The 18,748-nt window shown below is 64.8% G+C and carries 14 protein-coding genes; 7 read left to right on the top strand and 7 right to left on the bottom strand.

What is annotated here, in order from left to right; all coding sequences use genetic code 11:
• Positions 1–15 precede the first annotated feature (15 nt).
• A complete protein-coding gene (locus C483_RS10710) occupies positions 16–1,035 on the top strand; it encodes a replication factor C small subunit (RefSeq protein WP_006653377.1) in 1,020 nt (339 codons plus the stop codon).
• Between the two features lie 98 nt (positions 1,036–1,133).
• Here the strand turns inward: C483_RS10710 and C483_RS10705 are convergent, their stop codons facing one another.
• On the bottom strand, positions 1,134–3,668 hold the full coding sequence (locus tag C483_RS10705; RefSeq protein ID WP_006653376.1) for a PAS domain-containing protein: 2,535 nt from the start codon (positions 3,666–3,668) through the stop codon (positions 1,134–1,136).
• A 299-nt stretch (positions 3,669–3,967) separates the two neighbouring features.
• Here C483_RS10705 and alaS point away from each other — a divergent pair, with 299 nt between their 5' ends.
• The 4 genes from alaS to C483_RS10685 all read left to right on the top strand — a co-directional run bounded on the left by alaS (position 3,968) and on the right by C483_RS10685 (position 10,287).
• A complete protein-coding gene (gene alaS, locus C483_RS10700; protein WP_006653375.1) occupies positions 3,968–6,748 on the top strand; it encodes an alanine--tRNA ligase in 2,781 nt (926 codons plus the stop codon).
• A 108-nt stretch (positions 6,749–6,856) separates the two neighbouring features.
• Entirely contained in the window at positions 6,857–8,122 is a 1,266-nt protein-coding gene (locus C483_RS10695) for a M20/M25/M40 family metallo-hydrolase (RefSeq protein WP_006653374.1), read from the top strand.
• Between the two features lie 89 nt (positions 8,123–8,211).
• Entirely contained in the window at positions 8,212–9,012 is an 801-nt protein-coding gene (locus C483_RS10690; protein ID WP_006653373.1) for an alpha/beta fold hydrolase, read from the top strand.
• A 66-nt stretch (positions 9,013–9,078) separates the two neighbouring features.
• Positions 9,079–10,287, top strand: a complete 1,209-nt coding sequence (locus tag C483_RS10685; protein WP_006653372.1) for an AMP-binding protein — start codon at positions 9,079–9,081, stop codon at positions 10,285–10,287.
• Between the two features lie 94 nt (positions 10,288–10,381).
• On the opposite strand, the gene C483_RS10680 is transcribed toward C483_RS10685, so the two are convergent.
• From C483_RS10680 to C483_RS10670, 3 genes are all read right to left on the bottom strand, one after another.
• On the bottom strand, positions 10,382–10,891 hold the full coding sequence (locus tag C483_RS10680) for an HPP family protein (protein WP_006653371.1): 510 nt from the start codon (positions 10,889–10,891) through the stop codon (positions 10,382–10,384).
• A 110-nt stretch (positions 10,892–11,001) separates the two neighbouring features.
• A complete protein-coding gene (locus tag C483_RS10675) occupies positions 11,002–11,415 on the bottom strand; it encodes a universal stress protein (protein ID WP_006653370.1) in 414 nt (137 codons plus the stop codon).
• A 157-nt stretch (positions 11,416–11,572) separates the two neighbouring features.
• On the bottom strand, positions 11,573–12,283 hold the full coding sequence (locus C483_RS10670; protein WP_006653369.1) for a CatB-related O-acetyltransferase: 711 nt from the start codon (positions 12,281–12,283) through the stop codon (positions 11,573–11,575).
• Between the two features lie 388 nt (positions 12,284–12,671).
• Here C483_RS10670 and C483_RS10665 point away from each other — a divergent pair, with 388 nt between their 5' ends.
• Entirely contained in the window at positions 12,672–13,952 is a 1,281-nt protein-coding gene (locus tag C483_RS10665) for a polysaccharide deacetylase family protein (protein WP_006653368.1), read from the top strand.
• A gap of 131 nt (positions 13,953–14,083) precedes the next feature.
• On the opposite strand, the gene C483_RS10660 is transcribed toward C483_RS10665, so the two are convergent.
• The gene (locus C483_RS10660) at positions 14,084–15,286 is read right to left on the bottom strand and encodes a DUF7118 family protein (RefSeq protein WP_006653367.1); all 1,203 of its coding nucleotides are present in this window, start codon (positions 15,284–15,286) and stop codon (positions 14,084–14,086) included.
• 8 nt (positions 15,287–15,294) lie between these two features.
• The gene (gene hisI / locus C483_RS10655) at positions 15,295–15,735 is read right to left on the bottom strand and encodes a phosphoribosyl-AMP cyclohydrolase (RefSeq protein ID WP_006653366.1); all 441 of its coding nucleotides are present in this window, start codon (positions 15,733–15,735) and stop codon (positions 15,295–15,297) included.
• A gap of 145 nt (positions 15,736–15,880) precedes the next feature.
• Between hisI and C483_RS10650 the strand changes: the two genes are divergently transcribed.
• On the top strand, positions 15,881–16,858 hold the full coding sequence (locus tag C483_RS10650) for a hypothetical protein (RefSeq protein WP_049912573.1): 978 nt from the start codon (positions 15,881–15,883) through the stop codon (positions 16,856–16,858).
• A 178-nt stretch (positions 16,859–17,036) separates the two neighbouring features.
• Here C483_RS10650 and serA read toward each other — a convergent pair whose 3' ends face one another.
• Positions 17,037–18,623, bottom strand: a complete 1,587-nt coding sequence (serA, locus tag C483_RS10645) for a phosphoglycerate dehydrogenase (RefSeq protein WP_006653364.1) — start codon at positions 18,621–18,623, stop codon at positions 17,037–17,039.
• Positions 18,624–18,748 lie beyond the last annotated feature (125 nt).

Below are 18,748 nucleotides of genomic sequence, written 5' to 3'. Positions count from 1 at the left end.
GTCCCTTGACCCGGTATGAGCGACGCCGACGGCGCGACTGAGGCCGAGACCGATACCGACACCGAGGTCGCCGAGTCGACTGCCGGGCGGACCGAGGTCTGGATCGAGAAGTATCGGCCGGAGTACTTAGACGAGATCAAAGGCCACGAAAACATCGTTCCGCGGCTCCAGCGGTACGTCGAACAGGACGACCTGCCCCACCTCATGTTTGCAGGGCCGGCCGGCACCGGGAAGACGACCGCCGCACAGGCTATTGCCCGCGAGGTCTACGACGACGACTGGCGTGAGAACTTCCTCGAACTCAACGCCTCCGACCAGCGCGGGATCGACGTCGTCCGCGACCGCATTAAAGACTTCGCGCGCGCCTCCTTCGGCGGCTACGACCACCGCATCATCTTCCTGGACGAGGCTGACGCACTCACCTCCGACGCCCAGTCCGCCCTTCGCCGGACGATGGAGCAGTTCTCGAACAACACCCGCTTCATCCTCTCGTGTAACTACTCGAGTCAGATCATCGATCCAATTCAGTCTCGATGTGCGGTGTTCCGCTTTACCCAGCTCACCGAAACCGCCATCGAGGCGCAGGTTCGCGAAATCGCCGCCGATCAGGATATCGAGGTCACCGATGACGGCGTCGACGCGCTGGTCTACGCGGCCGACGGCGACATGCGAAAGGCGATCAATGCCCTGCAGGCTGCGGCCGTGATGGGCGAAACCGTCGACGAGGAGACGGTCTTCGCGATTACCGCGACCGCACGGCCCGAAGAGGTCGAGGAGATGGTCGACCAGGCTATCGCCGGCGACTTCACCGCTGCACGCGCGTCACTCGAGGACCTCCTCACTGACCGCGGCCTTGCAGGCGGTGACGTGATCGACCAGCTCCACCGCTCGGCCTGGGAGTTCGACATTCCGGAAAAGGAGACGGTTCGGCTGCTCGAACGCCTCGGCGAGGTCGATTTCAGGATCACGGAGGGGGCGAACGAGCGACTCCAACTCGAGGCGATGTTGGCGTCGTTGGCGCTCGAGCACCAGTAGCGACGGCTTTTCGTTTCGGTTCGTTTCGGTTCGTCTCAGAAACGTCCGAAGGCGGGGACGAGGGTCGACGTCAGAAGTCGATGGGTTGCGGTCACCGATCACAACTCAACCGAGTCGATACCACGGAATGCAAACGCCGAACGCTCGTCGTCCGCCGCAATCCCGACGTCCCAGCCGTGGGCATCGGCGATCTGTTCGACGCGCTCGCGAGCACCGTCTAGATCGCCTGCAGCTTCCGCTTCGGTCTCCGCTGAAGCGGCGAGTTGCGGTTCCGTTTCCGTAGATGGTGGTGTCGATACCGATGCCGATGCCGACTGCGCATCCGCGTTCGCCGCAGCCGCCGTCTCGTCGGCGACACTCGAGTCCTCCTTCCTCTCTCCCCTCGCCCCCCTCACTGAGTCGTCGCCAGCACTCGTCGCCGAAGGCCCATCGCGAGCAACGTAGAAGCCGTCATCCGTCGCGCCGACGGTGACTCTCGCTGACGGCGTCGGTCCGTTACCTGCGTGGTCGAGCCCAGCACCGTCGGCCAGCACGAGTCGAAGCACCAGTTCGAATAGCTCTCGCAGTCGCGTCCGGTCGGCCTCGAGGACGAGCGTCGATTCCGTGACGAGTTCGGCCGTGCCGGTGTCGACGGTGATCCAGGCGCGCCGGGCCACGTCGTGAATCGCCACGGGCTCGGTCTCGGCGAGCACGTCGTCGCTCGCCGCGAGGTCGTACAGCGACTCGACGTGGTCTGTTAGCTGCAGGTGGGCGTCGTCGATCACCTCGAAGTGTTCGGCGTCACCGGTCTTCTCGACGAGTTCGAGGTAGCCCCGGGCGACGTTGAGCGGCGTCTGGACCTCGTCTTCGAGCAGAGTCGCGATGGCATCGAGTCGGCGTCTGGTTGCCGTGAGCTCTCGCTCCGTCTCGCTCTGCTCGGTGCGGTCGACGTAGTAGAGGAGTCCGGTCTGAGCGCTCGCAGACGTGCGTTCCTCGGTCGGTTGCTGGGTTCCGCTATCGCTAGCTAGTGGAACTACAGTTACCTCGAACTCCCGCACCCCCGCAACCGTCTCCCGACGGCACTCGAGTACCCGCTGTTCGCCGGCATGCAGTGCGTTGGTGAGTGCAGTTGCGCGCTCGCTCAGGCCGGACGGGATGGTATACTCCTCGACGGAGCGACCGCACAGGGTTTCGCGGTTGTCGCCGAACGTGGCTTCGAAGGCAGCGTTGACGTCGGTGATGACGGCCTCGCCGTCTCCATTGGGGTCAGATTCGGCTTCGAGTTCGTACTGCAACGCCGGTAGCGGCGCGGCGGCGAACGCTGCCCGGAACCGGTCGCGCTCGGCCGCGAGCTGCTCGGCAGCCTCGCCGATGACTGTCTGTTCCTCTGCGAGACGGTCGCGCTCGCTTGCAATTTCGTCGCGGGCCGTCTCGAGTTGGTCACGCTCGGCCGCCAGACGCGCCTCGGCGCGGTTTCGCTCGAGGACTGCGGCCACGATTTCACAGCGGAACTCGAGTTGGTCGACAGTGGTTGGGGTTGTGGTGGTGTCGGTTTCGTCGGTATCGGTGTCTGTGCGTTCGTCTCTATCGCTGTGGGCCTCGTTTCTGTTTCTGTTCCTGTTCCTGTTGGCGTTCCTGTTTCTGTTGCCGTTCTCGTCCTCGTTCTCACTCCCACTCTCGCTCCCGAACCGCTCCGGCGTCTCACTCGCGGCTACCAGCACCCCAAGATCGTCGATCGGCACACTGCACAGCGAGCGGACATCTGGCAGCGGTGGCTCCACGTCCTCGGCCGCCGCTATGTCGGGAACGACGTACGACTCGCCGGCCCGAAAGGCCGTCCCGACCGGGCCGTCCGTCGGCATCGCATCGATCGCGTCCGCGTCGACCCCCTCAGCCGTCGTTTGTGCGACGAGTTCGCCGAAGTTGACCGTCGAGATCCAACACTCGGCGTTGTCGAGGGAGGTCGCCGTGAGTGAGACGAGGGACTCAAGTAGCCGGTCGCGGTCGCGACAGGAGAGCAGGTTGGTGATGCCGGCGAGCGGTGTGTCTGTGCTGTTGTGGGTGGTCGCTGTCGTTGCTGTCGTGGGTGGTTCTGTGTTCGTGTTTGTGTTTGTGTCTGTATCTGTGTCCGTCCCCGAGTCTGTTTTGCCGGTGGCAACGATGGCGGTGTCAGTGTCAGTATCGGTGCCGGTGTCAGTCTCGCTGTTGTCGCCGTCGCGCTGCTCGACTGAGTCGGCGCTCGTCTCCGTCGACCCGCTGTCGTTTCCGTAACACAGCCACGTGAGTTCGTCCGCGAGGTGAGAGATGGCGTCGTCGGTATCGCGTCGGACGTAGCCGTCGATGCCGTCGGTCGAGCGTGCGGCCGTCGCCCCGTAGCCGCTCTCGGAGAACAGGACGAGCGGCGTCTCTCCGCAGGCGTCGGCAACTTCGAGGAGATGCGCGCCGTCGGGCGTCGTCGGCGTCTCGGCGAACACGACACAGTCGACGTTTGCAGCCCAGCTTTCGACCCGCTCGACGGCGGTCATCGGCCGGACGGCGCGGTCGGGACCCGACGGCACGCGCTGGAGTGCTGCCGCTCCGTCGCGGGCCGCGTCTTCGGATGCGGCGACGTAGAGGATTGTCTGCGGCCGATGTCGTGGTGTCCCGGTTCCCATCGTGAGCCTGCCCCTGACTCGTCGTCTATTCGTACTGTCTGTATCACCACGATAAAGATTCTGCTGCCGGCAGCTGTTTTGTAACAGTTCAGACATCATCTAGCTCTCGGAGAGCCGTCGATACAGCGCTCAGAACCTGGCTCTAATTCACTAATTCACACCAAACTCACTAATATCTATCCGACATTATGGATAACTGAACACTCAGTATCTGAGATGAACGCACTGCTATCGGGCGGATTCTCGCGCAGTGAGCGTTGCGGAACTGTTTTACGCCCTGCATGGCCAACACGTGTATAATGAGCCAACTTGAGGAGGAGTACCGTCTCGAGTATTTCGAGACGGAGGGGTTCGTCCGAAAGGAGTGTCCCTCCTGTGGCGCGCAGTTCTGGACGCGCGACCACGATCGGGAAACCTGTGGGGAACCGCCCTGCGAGGAGTACGACTTCATCGAGAACCCCGGATTCGACGAAACGTACAGCCTCTCGGAGATGCGAGAGCAGTTCCTCTCGTTCTTCGAAACACACGACCACGAGCGGATCGACCCGTATCCGGTCGCAGCGAACCGCTGGCGTGACGACGTCCTGCTGACCCAGGCGTCGATCTACGACTTCCAGCCGCTCGTCACGAGCGGCGAGACGCCGCCGCCGGCGAACCCGCTCACCGTCTCTCAGCCCTGCATCCGGATGCAGGACATCGACAACGTCGGGAAGACCGGCCGTCACACGATGGCCTTCGAGATGATGGCCCACCACGCGTTCAACGCGCGCGAGGACCTCGACGACCCCGAGCAGTACGCCTACCAGGGCGAGGTCTACTGGAAGGACCGCACCGTCGAACTCTGCGACGAGTTCTTCGACTCGATGGGCGTCGACCTCGAGGAAGTCATCTACATCGAGGATCCGTGGGTCGGTGGCGGCAACGCCGGTCCCGCAATCGAGGTCATCTACCGCGGCGTCGAACTCGCCACGCTGGTCTTCATGTCGATGGAACAGGACCCCGAGGGCGAGTACGAGATGAAAGACGGGAACCGCTACACCCCGATGGACACCTACATCGTCGACACCGGCTACGGCCTCGAACGGTGGACCTGGGTGTCCCAGGGAACCCCGACCGTCTACGAGGCGGTCTACCCCGACATGATCGAGTTCCTCAAAGACAACGCGGGACTCGAACACACCGACGAGGAGGAGGCGCTCATCCACCGCGCCGCCAAGCTCGCGGGCCACATGGACATCGACGAGGCCGAGGACATGGAGACCGCCCGCGGCGAAATCGCGACCGAACTCGACGTCGACGCCGACGAACTCGAGTCCCTGATGGAGCCACTCGAGGACATCTACGCCATCGCAGACCACTGCCGGACGCTCGCGTACATGCTCGGCGACGGTATCGTCCCCTCGAACGTCGGCACGGGTTATCTCGCACGAATGGTTCTCCGTCGAACGAAACGCCTCTGTGACACGGTCGGCGTCGACGCACCCCTCGACGAACTCGTCGACATGCAGGCAGCGCGCCTGGAGTACGAGAACCGCGACACGATCCGCGACATCGTCCGCACTGAGGTCGAGAAGTACCGCGAGACGCTCGAACGCGGCAGTCGCCGCGTCGAATCGCTCGCTGAGGAGCACGCCGAGACGGGCGAGCCGATCCCGACCGACGAACTGATCGAACTCTACGACTCTCACGGGCTTCAGCCCGACATGGTCGAGGAGATCGCCGCAGAGGCCGGTGCGGACGTCGACGTGCCGGACGACTTCTACAGCCTCGTCGCCGAGCGCCACGACACGCCCGACGCGGCCGAGGAGATGGCAGACGAGACCGACGAGCGCTTTGCGGACCTCCCCGAGACGGAGACGCTGTACTACGACGACCAGCAGCGCACCCAGTTCGAGGCGGTCGTCCTCGACGTCTTCGAACGCGAGGAGGGCTACGACATCGTCCTCGACCAGACGATGTTCTACCCCGAGGGCGGTGGCCAGCCCGCAGACACCGGAACGCTCTCGACCGACGACGCGACCGTCGAGGTCCGCGACGTTCAGCGCGAGGACGGCGTCATCCTCCACCGCACGGACGACAAACTCGGCAAGGGCGAGTTCGTCAACGGCCAACTCGACACCGCCCGGCGTCGCCAGCTTATGCGCCACCACACGGCGACCCACATCATCATCCACGCCGCCCGCCAGGTCCTCGGCGAGCACGTCCGCCAGGCCGGTGCCCAGAAGGGCGTCGACTCCTCGCGAATCGACCTGCGCCACTACGACCGCATCTCCCGCGAGGATATCAAGGCGATCGAACGCGTCGCAAACGACCTCGTGATGGACAACACCTCGGTCAGCCAGGAGTGGCCCGACCGTCACGACGCCGAATCCGAACACGGCTTCGACCTCTACCAGGGCGGCATCCCGCCGGGCGAGCAGATCCGCCTCATCCACGTCGCCGACGACGTTCAGGCCTGCGGTGGCACCCACGTCAACCGCACCGGCGACATCGGCTCCATCAAGGTCCTCACCACCGAACGCGTCCAGGACGGCGTCGAGCGCATCACCTTCGCCGCCGGCGAGGCTGCACTCGAGTCCACCCAGGAGAACGAGGACGCCCTCTACGAGGCGGCCGAGATTTTGGACGTCTCGCCCGAGGACGTCCCCGAGACCGCCCAGCGGTTCTTCACCGAGTGGAAGGACCGGGGCAAGCAGATCGAGGACCTGACGGAGGAACTCGCAGCGGCCCGTGCGGGCGGCGGTGGCAGCGGCGAGGAGTACGACGTCGGCGAGACGACGGCAGTCGTCGACCGACTGGACGCCGATATGGACGAACTTCGTGCGACCGCGAGCGCGATCGTCGACGAAGGGAGCATTGCGGTGCTCGGCAGCGGCGAGAGCGGTGCGACGTTCGTCGTCGCCGTTCCGGACGACGTCAGCGTCAACGCCGGCGACGTAGTCGGCGAACTCGCCGCTCGCGTCGGCGGCGGTGGCGGCGGTCCGCCGGACTTCGCGCAGGGTGGCGGCCCGAACACTGAGGATCTGGACGACGCACTCGCGGACGCGCCGGACGTGTTGCGGCAGGTCCTCGACGCCTAAGCCGCCCAGTCGCACTGCGGTTTTCGTTTTCAGTCTCGTTTCTCGAACTTCTCGGGCCCGCTCGGAAGCGACACCGGTCTATTTGAGGACGCCGTTCCTGGCTCGGGTATGGACTTTGCGACGGCGTGGAACGAGGAGTTGCGGTCGTTCGTCGACGAACTGTGTCGGTTCGAGACGACCGCGGGGAACGAGGCACCGGCCCAGGAGTGGCTCCGCGACCGCCTCGAAGATGCCGGCTTCGAAACTTACCAGTGGGAGGCCGACCCCGCTGTCCTCGCCGACCACCCGTCGTTTCCCGACGACCCCGACGCCGTTACCGACGAGGTCGAGACGGCCGCTCGACCGAACGTGGCGGGCGTTCTCGAGTTCGGTGATTCCGACGCAGGTCCCACGCTGGTGTTGAACGGACACGTCGACGTCGTACCGACCGGAAACGGGTGGGAGGCGGACCCTTTCGAACCGCGCTGGGCCGACGGCACGCTGACGGCCCGCGGCGCGGCGGACATGAAGAGCGGACTGGCGGCCTGCGTGTTCGCGGCGCGCCAGCTGGCGGCCGAGCGCCCGGCCGACCTCGACGGCCGACTCGTCGTCGAGAGCGTCGTCGGCGAGGAAGAGGGCGGCATCGGCGCGGCGGCCGCCGCGCTCGAGAATCCGTACCCGTTCTCTCGGGACGCCGCAATCGTGGCCGAACCGACCGACTGCCGACCGGTGACGGCGACCGAGGGGAGCCTGATGAAGCGACTCCGACTCGAGGGCCGGTCGGCGCACGCGGCAACGCGCTGGGAGGGTGAGTCGGTCTTCCCTGCCTTCGAGCGCATCCGTCGCGCGTTCATGGCACTCGAGTCCGAACGCTGCGAGCGGGTGTCCCACTCACTGTACGAAGAGTTCGACATCCCGTGGCCGGTGTGTGTCGGGCGCGCCGAGGCGGGCCGCTGGGCGTCCTCCGTTGCGGACGAACTCACGGCGGAGTTTCGTATCGGCGTTGCGCCGGGGGAGACCGTCGACGAGGTCGAGCGCGAGTTCGAGGCGCAACTGGCGGATCTCGTCGCCGAGCCGTCGTTTCCGCTCTCGAGTGAGCCGTCGTTCGAGCGGTTCTCGATTCAGTTCGAACCGGCGGCGATCGACGAGGACGAACCCGTCGTCCGGGCGGTTCAGTCGGCGATGGCGGCACGGGGACTCGAGTGGACCGACGTGGAGGGTGCGACGTACGGTGCGGACAGTCGCCACTACGTGGAGGCGGGGATTCCGACAGTGCTGTTCGGACCGGGACGCATCGAGCAGGCGCACTTCCCGGAGGAGTCGATCGAGTGGGTGGCTGTCCTGACGGCAGGTGAGGTGCTCGTCGAGGCCGCGAAGCAATATCTTGCGGCATAGTTCGGCCGTCAAATCGAGCTGACCCGGTCGCGAGTGACTCCGGAACTGGAACCGAAACCGTCCTCCCGCACGCGCTCCTCGTCTCGACCATGCCTACCGCGTCGAACGGCTCCGTCTCGCTGTACTACTCCCGCGACGGCGACGCCGCGGCCGACACCGCTCCCGTCGTCTTCATCTCTGATGCCGGTCTCGGCGGCTGGCTCTGGGGCTGGCAACACGCCGCGCTCACCGGCCCGTTCGAGACCATCGCCTGGGACCTCCGCGGTACCGGCCGCTCGGACGCGCCGTCCGGTCCGTACGCTCTCTCCGACTTCGTCGCCGACCTCGAAGCGGTCCTCTCAGAGTGCGATGTTCGCAGCGCTCACCTCGTCGGCTGCGGCCTCGGCGGCGCGATTGCACTCGCGGCCGCTCGCTCTACGAGTCGGGTCGAAACGCTCTCGCTGTTCGGCACGGCAGCCACCGGCGATGCCTTTTCTCTCGAGTCGCTGTTTGCCCCGCCGGACGACCGCGATGCGATTCGGGAGTCACTCGAGACGGTGCTCTCCGCTGACTTCGTCGCGTCCCAGCCGGACGTTATCGAGGGTATGGTCGACTGGCGAGCCGATGGCGATGCCGACCGCGCGGGCTGGGAGGCACAGGTTGCAGCGCTCGAGGAGTTCGACGCGACGGACTGGCTCGTCGAGGTGACCCAGCCGACGCAGGTGTTCCACGGCTCCGACGACTCGCTCGTCGATCCCGACGCTGGTCGCGACCTCGCGCGTGGGCTGCCCCGCGGCGAGTTCGAGGTACTCGAGTCCGTCGGCCATCTCGGATTTGTCGAGCGCTCGCGGGATGTGAACGATCGGTTGCTTGGGTTCTTGGAGTCCGAGTCGCAGTCGGCGGACTCGTAGCCACAGAGCTGGCGGCTTGCGAATGACTCCTCTCGTATTACGGCCGCGAGCGTTATCGGTACTCTCGTGACTCTCTCGCTCGCACGGCGTGCTGCGCGCTTTCCGGATCGCACCGCTGTCGTCGATATCTCGGAGAAACGGCTGTACGCGCCGTCCGAGACGATCCACGAGGATCGGATCACCTACGACGGACTCTCGACGCTCACAGACTGGCTCGGTGCGCGCCTCGCAGGGCTCGGCATCGAGTCGGGCGACACCATCTGTCTCGTCTCGCGCAATCGCGTCACCTCGCTCGCGCTACTGTTTGCCTGTCGCCGCCTCGGTGCGACACTCGCCCCGATTTCACACCTGCTCACGCCGGTGACCGTCGAACGCCCGTTCGACGTACTCGACCCCGATCTCGTCGTCGCCGAACCGGCCCAACGAGACCTCGTGCGCTCGATTTCGTTCGACCGCTCGGTGACGTTGCCCGACCTCGCGGAGGTCGACCCCGCGGATCGCTGGCGCGGCGATTCCGATTCGTCGAGGCCGCTGCTTGCCCTCCACGGCGACGACGGCCGGCCAGTCACGACGTTCTCCGAACGAACACTCGAGTCCAACTGCATCGCGGCGGTCCTGACATGGGGGGTCACGCAGGACGCCGTCGCGCCGATCCCGACTCGGCTGTCGGCCCCGGACGGACTCGTTCGGCTTGCGCTGCCGGTGCTGTACGCCGGCGGCCGGCTGTTACTCGACCGAGCGTTCGATCCGGGCGATGCGCTGACCGCGATGGCCGCCGAGAACGCGACGCACCTCTCGGGACGGACCAGCGTCTTTCGCGATCTGGCGGGCGACGCGGACGGCGAATTCACGGCCGCACTCGAGTCCGTCCGGTGTGTGTTGCCGGATGCGGCGGTCGACCCGGCGCTGCTCGATCCGTACCGGGACCGGGGGATTCCAGTCTCGCGCGTGTATGGGGTACTCGAGTGCCCGACGATACTCGCGGGAAGCGCCGTTGCGAGCGGTGGTTTTGCGGGGACTGACGACGGAGATGGGAGAGACGGGGCTGCCGAGACGGCGAGTATCGGGCGTCCGATTCTGGACTGTCGAGTGCGACTTGTCGCTTCGGACGGCTCCGTCGTCGAGGGTGCAGGGAGCGGAACGCTCGAGGTGAGGGGGCCGGTGGTTGCGGACGGTCGCCTCGGTGGGGAGGCAGGGAGTCAACCAGCCGATCGGTGGGTCGATACCGGCCAGTCGTTCGAGCGAGACGAGCACGGGCGGTACGCACTGGAGTGAGAGACGGTCCTGAATATGGCAGAACGGGATGGAGCGAAACGGGACAGGACAGGATGGGACGGAACGGGACAAAACGAAACCGAACCGGCACCCATCAGGACCGCAGTCGGCTCTCGTATCGCGCGCCGAGTCGCTCCGTCGCCAGCAGCAGTTCGTGGGCGACGACGAGCACGACGACGGTAAGGACGATCAGGACGCCCTCGAACGCCGTCGAGAGCAATCCGAGCGAGACGATGAGCGTCGTCGCACACGCCGGCGGGTGCCGCGTGTCGGTCGCGAGCATGCCGCCGGTCGTCAGCACCGTCGCGAGCACGGCGCTCGCGGCGATCCGAAGGCCTTCGATCGAACCCGGATCTGTCGCGCTGGTCATCGTCACGCCTGCGGCGAACAGGTGGTACGCGAGCAGTCCGGCGACGACGCCGATCGCGTGACCGCCGATCACCCGCCGGGGAGAGGTCGCGTCACTGTCCTGAAAGAGCGCCAGGACGAACGCCGAGGGACCGAGACTCGGGAACAACATCGGTAGTCCGGACAGCCACGCCACTGCAGCGGTGGTCAGAATGAGGAGGCCGGTGTGCAGCGTCGTCCCCGTCCGGTCATCCATATCCTTCGATTGGGGGCTGACTCGAAAAACATCCTCGGTTTGAGTCAACTCTCTCGGCCCTGTACTCGCGTTGTTCACCCGCGCGTGTCGCTTTGCACTCTCGCGTGTCGCTACCGTCCTCGCGGAACGATCGTTACCGGAATCGTCGATCGTCGCGCGACACCCTCCGCGATACTCCCGAGCAGCATCCGCGACACGCCGGATCGACCCGCACTCCCCATCACAATCTGGTCGGCACCCTCTTCGTCGGCGAACTCGAGTATCGCCTCGGCCGAGGTTCCTTCGATGACGACTGTCTCGACGGAGCGGTCGTGTGTTGTTGCCAGCTCCCGCACCTCGGTGAAGAACTCGGGTTCTGCCTCGTCAGCGTCCGCTGAGGCCGACCCGCCCGCATAGCCGGTTTCGAGGTCGTCGACGACGTGAACGACCGTGATCTCGTCATCGGGATAGACTGTGAGAGCATGCTCGAATGCCGCACGAGCGGGCACAGAGTCGTCCATCGGAACGAGCAACTGCCGAGTCATGGGTGTTCGTACGGGGTTGTCCGTGAAAATCCCCGGCCCCTTCTGCGCTCGGCTCGATACTGGCCACTGCATCTGTCCGCTGCTGTGTCCGCCGAACGCCGCCGGCTCTCACCACTTTGTGGCGGCTGTTCGACCGTCGTTTCCGTCGCGTGCAGCGTTAGTTCGCCGTCTCAGGCGATAGTGCATCCTGTACGGTCCGTGAGTCGGGAAGCGTCCGCTCGAAGAAGTCGCGATTCTCGCGCATCGTCTCTTCGTCCCACTCCCACCACTCGAGTTCGAGCAGCCGTTCCCGCGTTTCCGCTGGGAATCGCCACCTCACTCGTTTGGCTGGGACGCCGGCGACGATCGCGTACGGGTCGACGTCGCTCGTCACGACGGCACCGGCACCGATAATCGCGCCATCCCCAATCGTGACGCCGGAGAGGATCGTCGCATCCGTTCCGATCCAGACGTCGTTACCGACTTCGATTGGCCCGTCTGCTGTGGGTGGCAGCTCGCTGTCGAGGACTTCGTCGTACAGCCTGATCTGCATCGCGGGTTTCGTCGTTTCGTGATTCGTTTGCTGGAACGTCGTCTCCCTGGCGATTGCACAGTAGTTGCCAATCTCGATGTCGCCGACGAGGTCACAGTCCGGTTCGAAGTTCGTCCGCCGTCCGACATCGATCGACCCGTTCAGGATACAGCCACGACTCAACCGGACGTGAGGGCCGAGCGTGACGTGCCCTCGAAGGAGACACCCCATCGAGATTCGTGCCGAGGGCGCGACATCGAGCGCAGTTGCGTCGACACGTCGATTGAGCAGCCCGTGAGTGATGGACGGATACCCAAGCATCGACAGGGACCGTTCCACGATGGTATCGAGGGCCATGGAACGGTGCTTCCTCATCGTGTCGGATATAAGTTATTTCTATCCACCAGAGTGTCATCACTCGAGACCAGTCGAAACACGTACCTACCGTCAGTAGGCACGACGACCAGTTCGACTAGTTCGACGTTTGCGTTGTCGGCTGGCTCACTCGTACCGGCGCGAGCAAACGTGCAATCATGAGTCCTGACAAGTAGCCCGCTGATTATGGATCGGGAATCTGTCTGTGGGTGTCGGCTGGGAAACGCATAGCGGGCGTACGAGTAACCAGCATGTCGCTGTCGCGCCGTTTGATCTCGTTACTATCGGTAACCATAGTGGTAGCGATGACCGATTTGAACTATTTCGTACATAACAATCGGGGTTCCTGAATTGCCTCGGTAGTACACCGATGAAACGACGAACGTATCTCACGACGACATCGGCTACGGCCGTTGGACTCGCGCTGGCGGGCTGTATGGGCGGTGATGAGAGCGGTGACGATCCGAGCGACGAGAACGGTGGTGACGCCGACAGTGAGAACGGTGACGACGGCGGCAACGGCAGCGGCGAACCCGGTCTGGTCGGCACCTTCGACGACTTCGAATCGATCGACGAGTGGGAGGCATTTCAGGACATCGGCGCGATCGACACCGATAGTGAGCGGTCCTACGACGGCTCGCAATCGATGGTTCTCGCGCCGGACCCAGAAGACGGCCAGGTCCGGGCCCGGCGCTCGCTCGACGACCCAATCGATATTCGGGACGTCGTCCCTGGGCTCGCGATGACTGCTGAAGACGACGGTGTCGTACTCATTCAACTGCAGGACGAAGACGGTGACTACGTCGAGTACAGCCAACAGGTGATGTCGGACATGCCGTTGGCTCGCAAGAACTTCGGACTCACACGCGTCCGCGGTGAACCGGACCTGAGCGAGATCATGGTCTTGCAGATTATCCGCTGGTTCGGCAGCAGTGGCGACGAGGGTGACGACGACAGCCGGATGTGGGTCGATGACTTCCACTTCGTCCCGAAGCCGAACGCCGGCAAAGTGATGCTCCAGTTCCACGGCGGCTACGAGACCCATCACTCGGAAGCACTGCCGCGCGTCTCCGAGTACGGGTTCCCGGCAACAACGTTCGTCCCGACCAGTCGCATTCGGTCGGACGTTGCGGTGGAAGGCGACCGACTCACGGAAGATCAGGTTGCTGACCTCGCCAACGATGGGTGGACGATCGGGAGCCACTCACACTTCGGAACGCACGTCAGCAACATCGGCCCGGACGAAATGGAGGAGAACATCACCGAACCGATCGACTGGCTCGAGGACGAAGGGTACGACGAGGGTGCTCGCTTCTTTGCGTTCCCCGGCTCGCAGTACACCGAATCCGCCTACGAACTCGTCCAGGAGCACTACGACCTCGCGTTCGCCGGCCAGACACAGGCACAGGGCTATGCCGGCAACCCACACCTCTGTTCGACGGTGTCGAACCCTGCACCCGGCGAAGCGGCTAATTTACTCGACTGGACGGCGACCCACGGCGGCATCACGTCGCTCGCGTTCTACCAACTCGAGGAGGAGGAGGCGATCGAGGGTCTCGAAGAGACGCTCGAAGAACTCGATGCCCATGTCGAAGCCGGCGATCTGGAGGTCATTACGCCGACGGAGATGGCCGACGAGTACGTACACTAACGACACTGGTGGTAACTGGTGGTAGAAGCCACCGCTTGGATCGGGGTTCGGGAACCGGCCGCTGGGATCGCGTTCTGACCCGGCGTTGCATCCCGCGTTTTCGCTCGTTTGGCGCCCCTTGCGAGCAAACTCTACACCGGATCGTCCACATCCAGCGCCGACTCGAGTGCCGCCTTCTCTGCGCGCAGCGAGTCGAGGTCGTCCGCGAGTGCACCGTTTGCGAGGCGCTCGCGTTCCTCGGAAGTAAGCTGTTCGACCGCCTGCGCGGCCGTCTGGAGCCGGTCGTACTCGTCATTGTACGTCCGCAGCCGGATCTCGCGAAGCTGTGCAACCGTCTCCTCGTCAGCCACGCGGGCGACGAACGGTCGGTACTCTCGCACACGGCGCTCGAGTGCCCCCGCAGGTTCTGGTGGCCAGTCGATCGTCAGCGCCTCGGCGTCGATCCCGTCCAGATACGTCTGCTGGGTCGCGACGCGACGCTTGAGCACGTCCGCATCCTCCACGTAGTGCTCGAGTTTCGAGTGTGAGTAGTCGGCGAACTCAAGTAGCTTCGGGATCGGGTACTCGCCGTCGGAACTCTGCTCGACGTACGCCTGTAGGTCGTCGGGCGGCTGTCTGAAGCCGACGAACGGATACCACCGGCTGCGATCGACGAGGGCGAACACTTCTCGGGCGGGCGTCTCGAGTCGGTACTCGGTGAACACCTCGCGGATCGCGTCGTTGTAGGCCTCGACCGGGTCCCGCAGTCGTTCGATCGGTGCGTCGAGGTCGGCGGTGCCGAGTTCGAGCAGCCGTTCGTGGTCGCTGATTTCGCGTTCGAGTTCGCGCCGGCGCTTGGCGGCTGCGGTGCGGGCGTCGTCGATCGCCTCCCGGGCGGCCTCGCGTTCGTCGAGCAGTTCGGCGTACTGTGCCGCAGGCTCGAGTGCGTCGTGGGCGCGCTCGAAGTCGGACTCGCTGAGGCGGCGTTTGTCGATGGCATCGAGGGCGTCGTCGAACGCCGCACGTCCCTTCAGGTCGTCGGGGAGGTTCTCGACGAGCGTGGAGAACTTGCCCTCGAGTTCGACGTAGGCCGTGAAGTTCTCGCGGCCGGTGCCGGTCGCCCGGTCGACGTACTGGGTCAGGAGCTCGTCGGCGTCGCGATAGGCGGCTGCAGCTTCGTGGACAGCATCTCCGCCGTGGTCCTCAATACGCTGGGTTGCGCGTTCGAATCGGTCGCGGGCGGCTTCGAGGTCGGCGAGTGCCGGTGAGTCGACCTGTTCGTGGCCGTCCCGGCGATCGCCCTCGGTGCCGTCAGCGGCGTTGTGGTCGTGGGTGTCGTGGACGCGTTCACTCATCGTCTGGGTTACTCGGATTCGGTGGTCGTCTCGCCGCTTTCGTCTCCATCAGTCGTCTCGTCGACCGTCCCGCCGTCCGTGTAGACCGCGTCCGGATCGAACACCGCCTCGCCGACCGTTTCGCCATCGATAGTCCGGTAGAAACACGAGCGATGGCCGGTGTGACACGCGCCGCCCTCCTGGTCGACCAGATAGAGCAGCGTGTCGGCGTCGCAGTCGACGCGCACCTCGCGGACGTCCTGAACGTGCCCGCTCGTCGCGCCCTTCTCCCAGAGTTCGTCCCGACTGCGCGAGTAGTAGTGGGCGCGGCCGGTCTCGCGCGTGCGCTCTAGGGCCTCCGGAGAGACGTAGGCGAGCATGAGGACCTCGCCCGTCTCGGCGTCCTGTGCGACCGCGGGGACGAGGCCGTCCTCGCCGAAGTCGACCGCAACGTCGCCGTTGTCGTCCATGTCTGATGGGTTGGTCGTCGGGGCGATAGGTCTTTTGCCGCCTCGCAACCGTCGCCGCCCGGCGATTTATCGGGACGAACTTGTTCGGTGCATGTCCGTCTCGATTTGCGGACGTTCTCACTACGATAAACAGTCACGAGCAGTTATGGGTCCATCCATGGTTGGCGCTTATCACATGAGTAACTCGAGTTCGGCAACCACGATCACGCGCCGTGGCGCGATCGGTGCCATTGCGGTCGGACTGGCAGGCCTGGCCGGTTGTGCGGATAGCGAAGAGATGGACGATCCATCGGACAACGGGAACCACTCCGACGACGGCGATTCGAACGGCCACGACGGAAACGGCGACGCCAACGGTGAGGAGGGCTTCGAGCGCGAGATTCCCGACCGTGACATCGAACCTGACTGGGAAGAGGCCGCCGCCTTCCGGACCTGGCTCACCGACGCGGATCCGTTCAATGGCGGCAACCGCCGCTTCGACTACACCGAGGAGTTCCCCGAGGGGACCGACTTCGGGAGCGTCTTCCCCGAGTACTTCGAGGTCTCGTCGGAGACCGTCGACGCACACTTGATCCAGTCGCTCACGCAGGTCTTTTTCGGTTCGTTCGATCAGGACGCCATCCTCGCGGGCGTCGAGGACGACGACGAGTACGAGTTCGTCGAGGAGTACGAGGGGTTCGCGGTCATCGACGCACCGATCCCGAACACCGCTGGCCGGCGCGACATCGCCGTCGGCGAGTCGGCTATCGTCATCGGCCCGGATTACGAGGAGCGGATCGATGCCCACCGTGGCAGCCACGACCGCCTGGAGGACATCGACCAGGAGTTCACCCACCTCTTCCGGCAGTTCCCCCACAGGACGACGCTCACCGGGGAGTACAACGCACCTGAAGGGAGCGACGTCTCGCTCGACGAGATCTACATCTGGGGTGTCTCGAGTGAGTCGCCGATGGCAGACACCATGACTTGGGTGTTTATTCTGGAGGAGGGTGCCGAGCCGACCGACGACATCGTGGCCGAACTCGAAGGTATCTCGGACGACGTCCACGATACCGAGGTCGAGGGGCGGACGGTGACGATTACCGGCGGTGCACCGAACGTGTCGCCCGGACCCGACGAGTAGGCGCTCAGACTGGCGAGGACGCGTTCAGCGGGGCCGTGTGAGTGTGGCCGCGTGACTGAGGCTGCGTGGGTGTGGAAAAAGACGGCTTTCTGGTTTCAGTTCGGCTTCGGTTTCGGTTCCGGTTCGGCCTCAGTTCTCACCTTTCAGTCTGCAGTCTGCAGTCCGCAGTCCCCAGTCCTCAGTTCTGGCCGTTCAGCGTGATGTAATCGACACCGATGATCCGGTCGTCCTCGTTGAGTTCGTCCTTCGCCGCGTCGGGCACCTGACTGTCGACGTTGTACACCGTCAGTGCCTCCCCACCGTGGGCCTCGCGGGCGTTGAACATCCCGGCGATGTTGACGCCGTGTTTCCCCATCACGGTCCCGATGAGGCCGATGACGCCCGGTTCGTCCGTGTTGCGCGTAACAACCATCTTTCCGTGCGGAATGGCGTCCACGCGGTAGCCATCGACGCGGACGATCCGCGGGTCGTCGCCCGCAAAGAGCGTTCCGTCGACGGTGATCGAATCGTCGTCGTTGCTGACCGTCACCGAAATCAGGCTCTGGAAGTCCTCGGCCTGGCGGGTCTTCGACTCCGTTACGTCGACGCCGCGGTCTTCGGCGATCTGTGGTGCGTTGACCGCGTTGACCTGCCACTCGAGTGGCTCGAAGACGCCCTTCAGCGCGGAAGCCGTGACGAACTCGATGTCCTCGTCTGCGATATCGCCCTCGTAGGTGACTTCGATGTTCTCAATGCGGCCATCGAGGAGTTGTGCGGCGACCTTGCCGCCGGTTTCGGCGATTTCGATGTACGGTTCGAGACGCGGGAAGGCGCTCTCGTCGATCGAGGGCGCGTTGAGCGCGTTCGCGACTGGCTCCTCGGCGAGTGCGGCGTTGACTTGCTCGGCCGTCGAGGTCGCGACGTTCTCCTGTGCTGCCTCGGTCGAGGCACCGAGATGTGGCGTGACGATAATGTCGTCGTGCTCGAGCAGCGGCGAGTCGGCGGCGAGCGGTTCCTCGGCGAAGACGTCGAGCGCTGCACCGGCGACGGTCCCGTCCTCGACTTTGGTGGCGAGTGCGTCCTCCTGGATGATGCCGCCGCGGCCGACGTTGACCACGTAGCCGCCCTCGAGTAGTTCGAGTTCGTCGGGGCCGATCATCCCCTCGGTTTCGGGGGTCAGTGGCGTGTGGATGGTGAGGAAGTCGGCGCGGGCGAGACAGTCCTCAAAGTCGACGAGTTCGGCACCGAGGCGGTCGGCGCGTTCCTCGGAGATGTAGGGATCGAAGGCGACGATGTCCATCCCGAGTGAGTCGAGTTTCTTTGCGACCTCCTGGCCGACGCGGCCGAGGCCGACGACGCCGAGCGTCTTGCTGTCGAGTTCGGCACCGAGATACTCGCTTTTGGCCCACTCGCCGTCCTTCAGGCGGATGTGGGCCTGTGGAATCGAGCGCGCGGCGGCGAAGGTCATGGCGACCGTGTGCTCTGCGGCCGCGCGAACGTTTCCTTCCGGCGCGTTGGCGACGATCACGCCGTTGTCGGTCGCGGCCTCGATGTCGATATTGTCGACACCGATCCCGGCACGGCCGACGATGACCAGGTCCTCGGCGGCTTCGAGCACGTCTTCGGTGACTTCCGTCCCGGAGCGGACGATGAGTCCGTTGGCGGTAGACACCGCGTCGAGAAGATCCTCGCCCTCGAGTTCGTAGCCCGTTTCGACGTCGTGGCCGGCGTCTCTGAGTACGTCAAGACCCGCGTCCGCGATGGGGTCCGTGACGAGCACGTTCATGCGCGAGACAATCGCGCGCAGCAGGTAAACCCTTCCGTTGTCGCCACGGGTGGCAAAAACTACCTTGTCGTCGCTGTCTGGCGATTTCTGCTGTTTCCTTGGGCACCACTTCCGACTCATTCTCT

Origin of the sequence: Natrialba hulunbeirensis JCM 10989, from assembly GCF_000337575.1 — an archaeon.
Taxonomy (GTDB): Archaea; Halobacteriota; Halobacteria; order Halobacteriales; family Natrialbaceae; genus Natrialba; species Natrialba hulunbeirensis.
The sequence above is the reverse complement of the archived record's forward strand: the minus strand, read 5'-3'. Positions and strand labels throughout refer to the sequence as shown.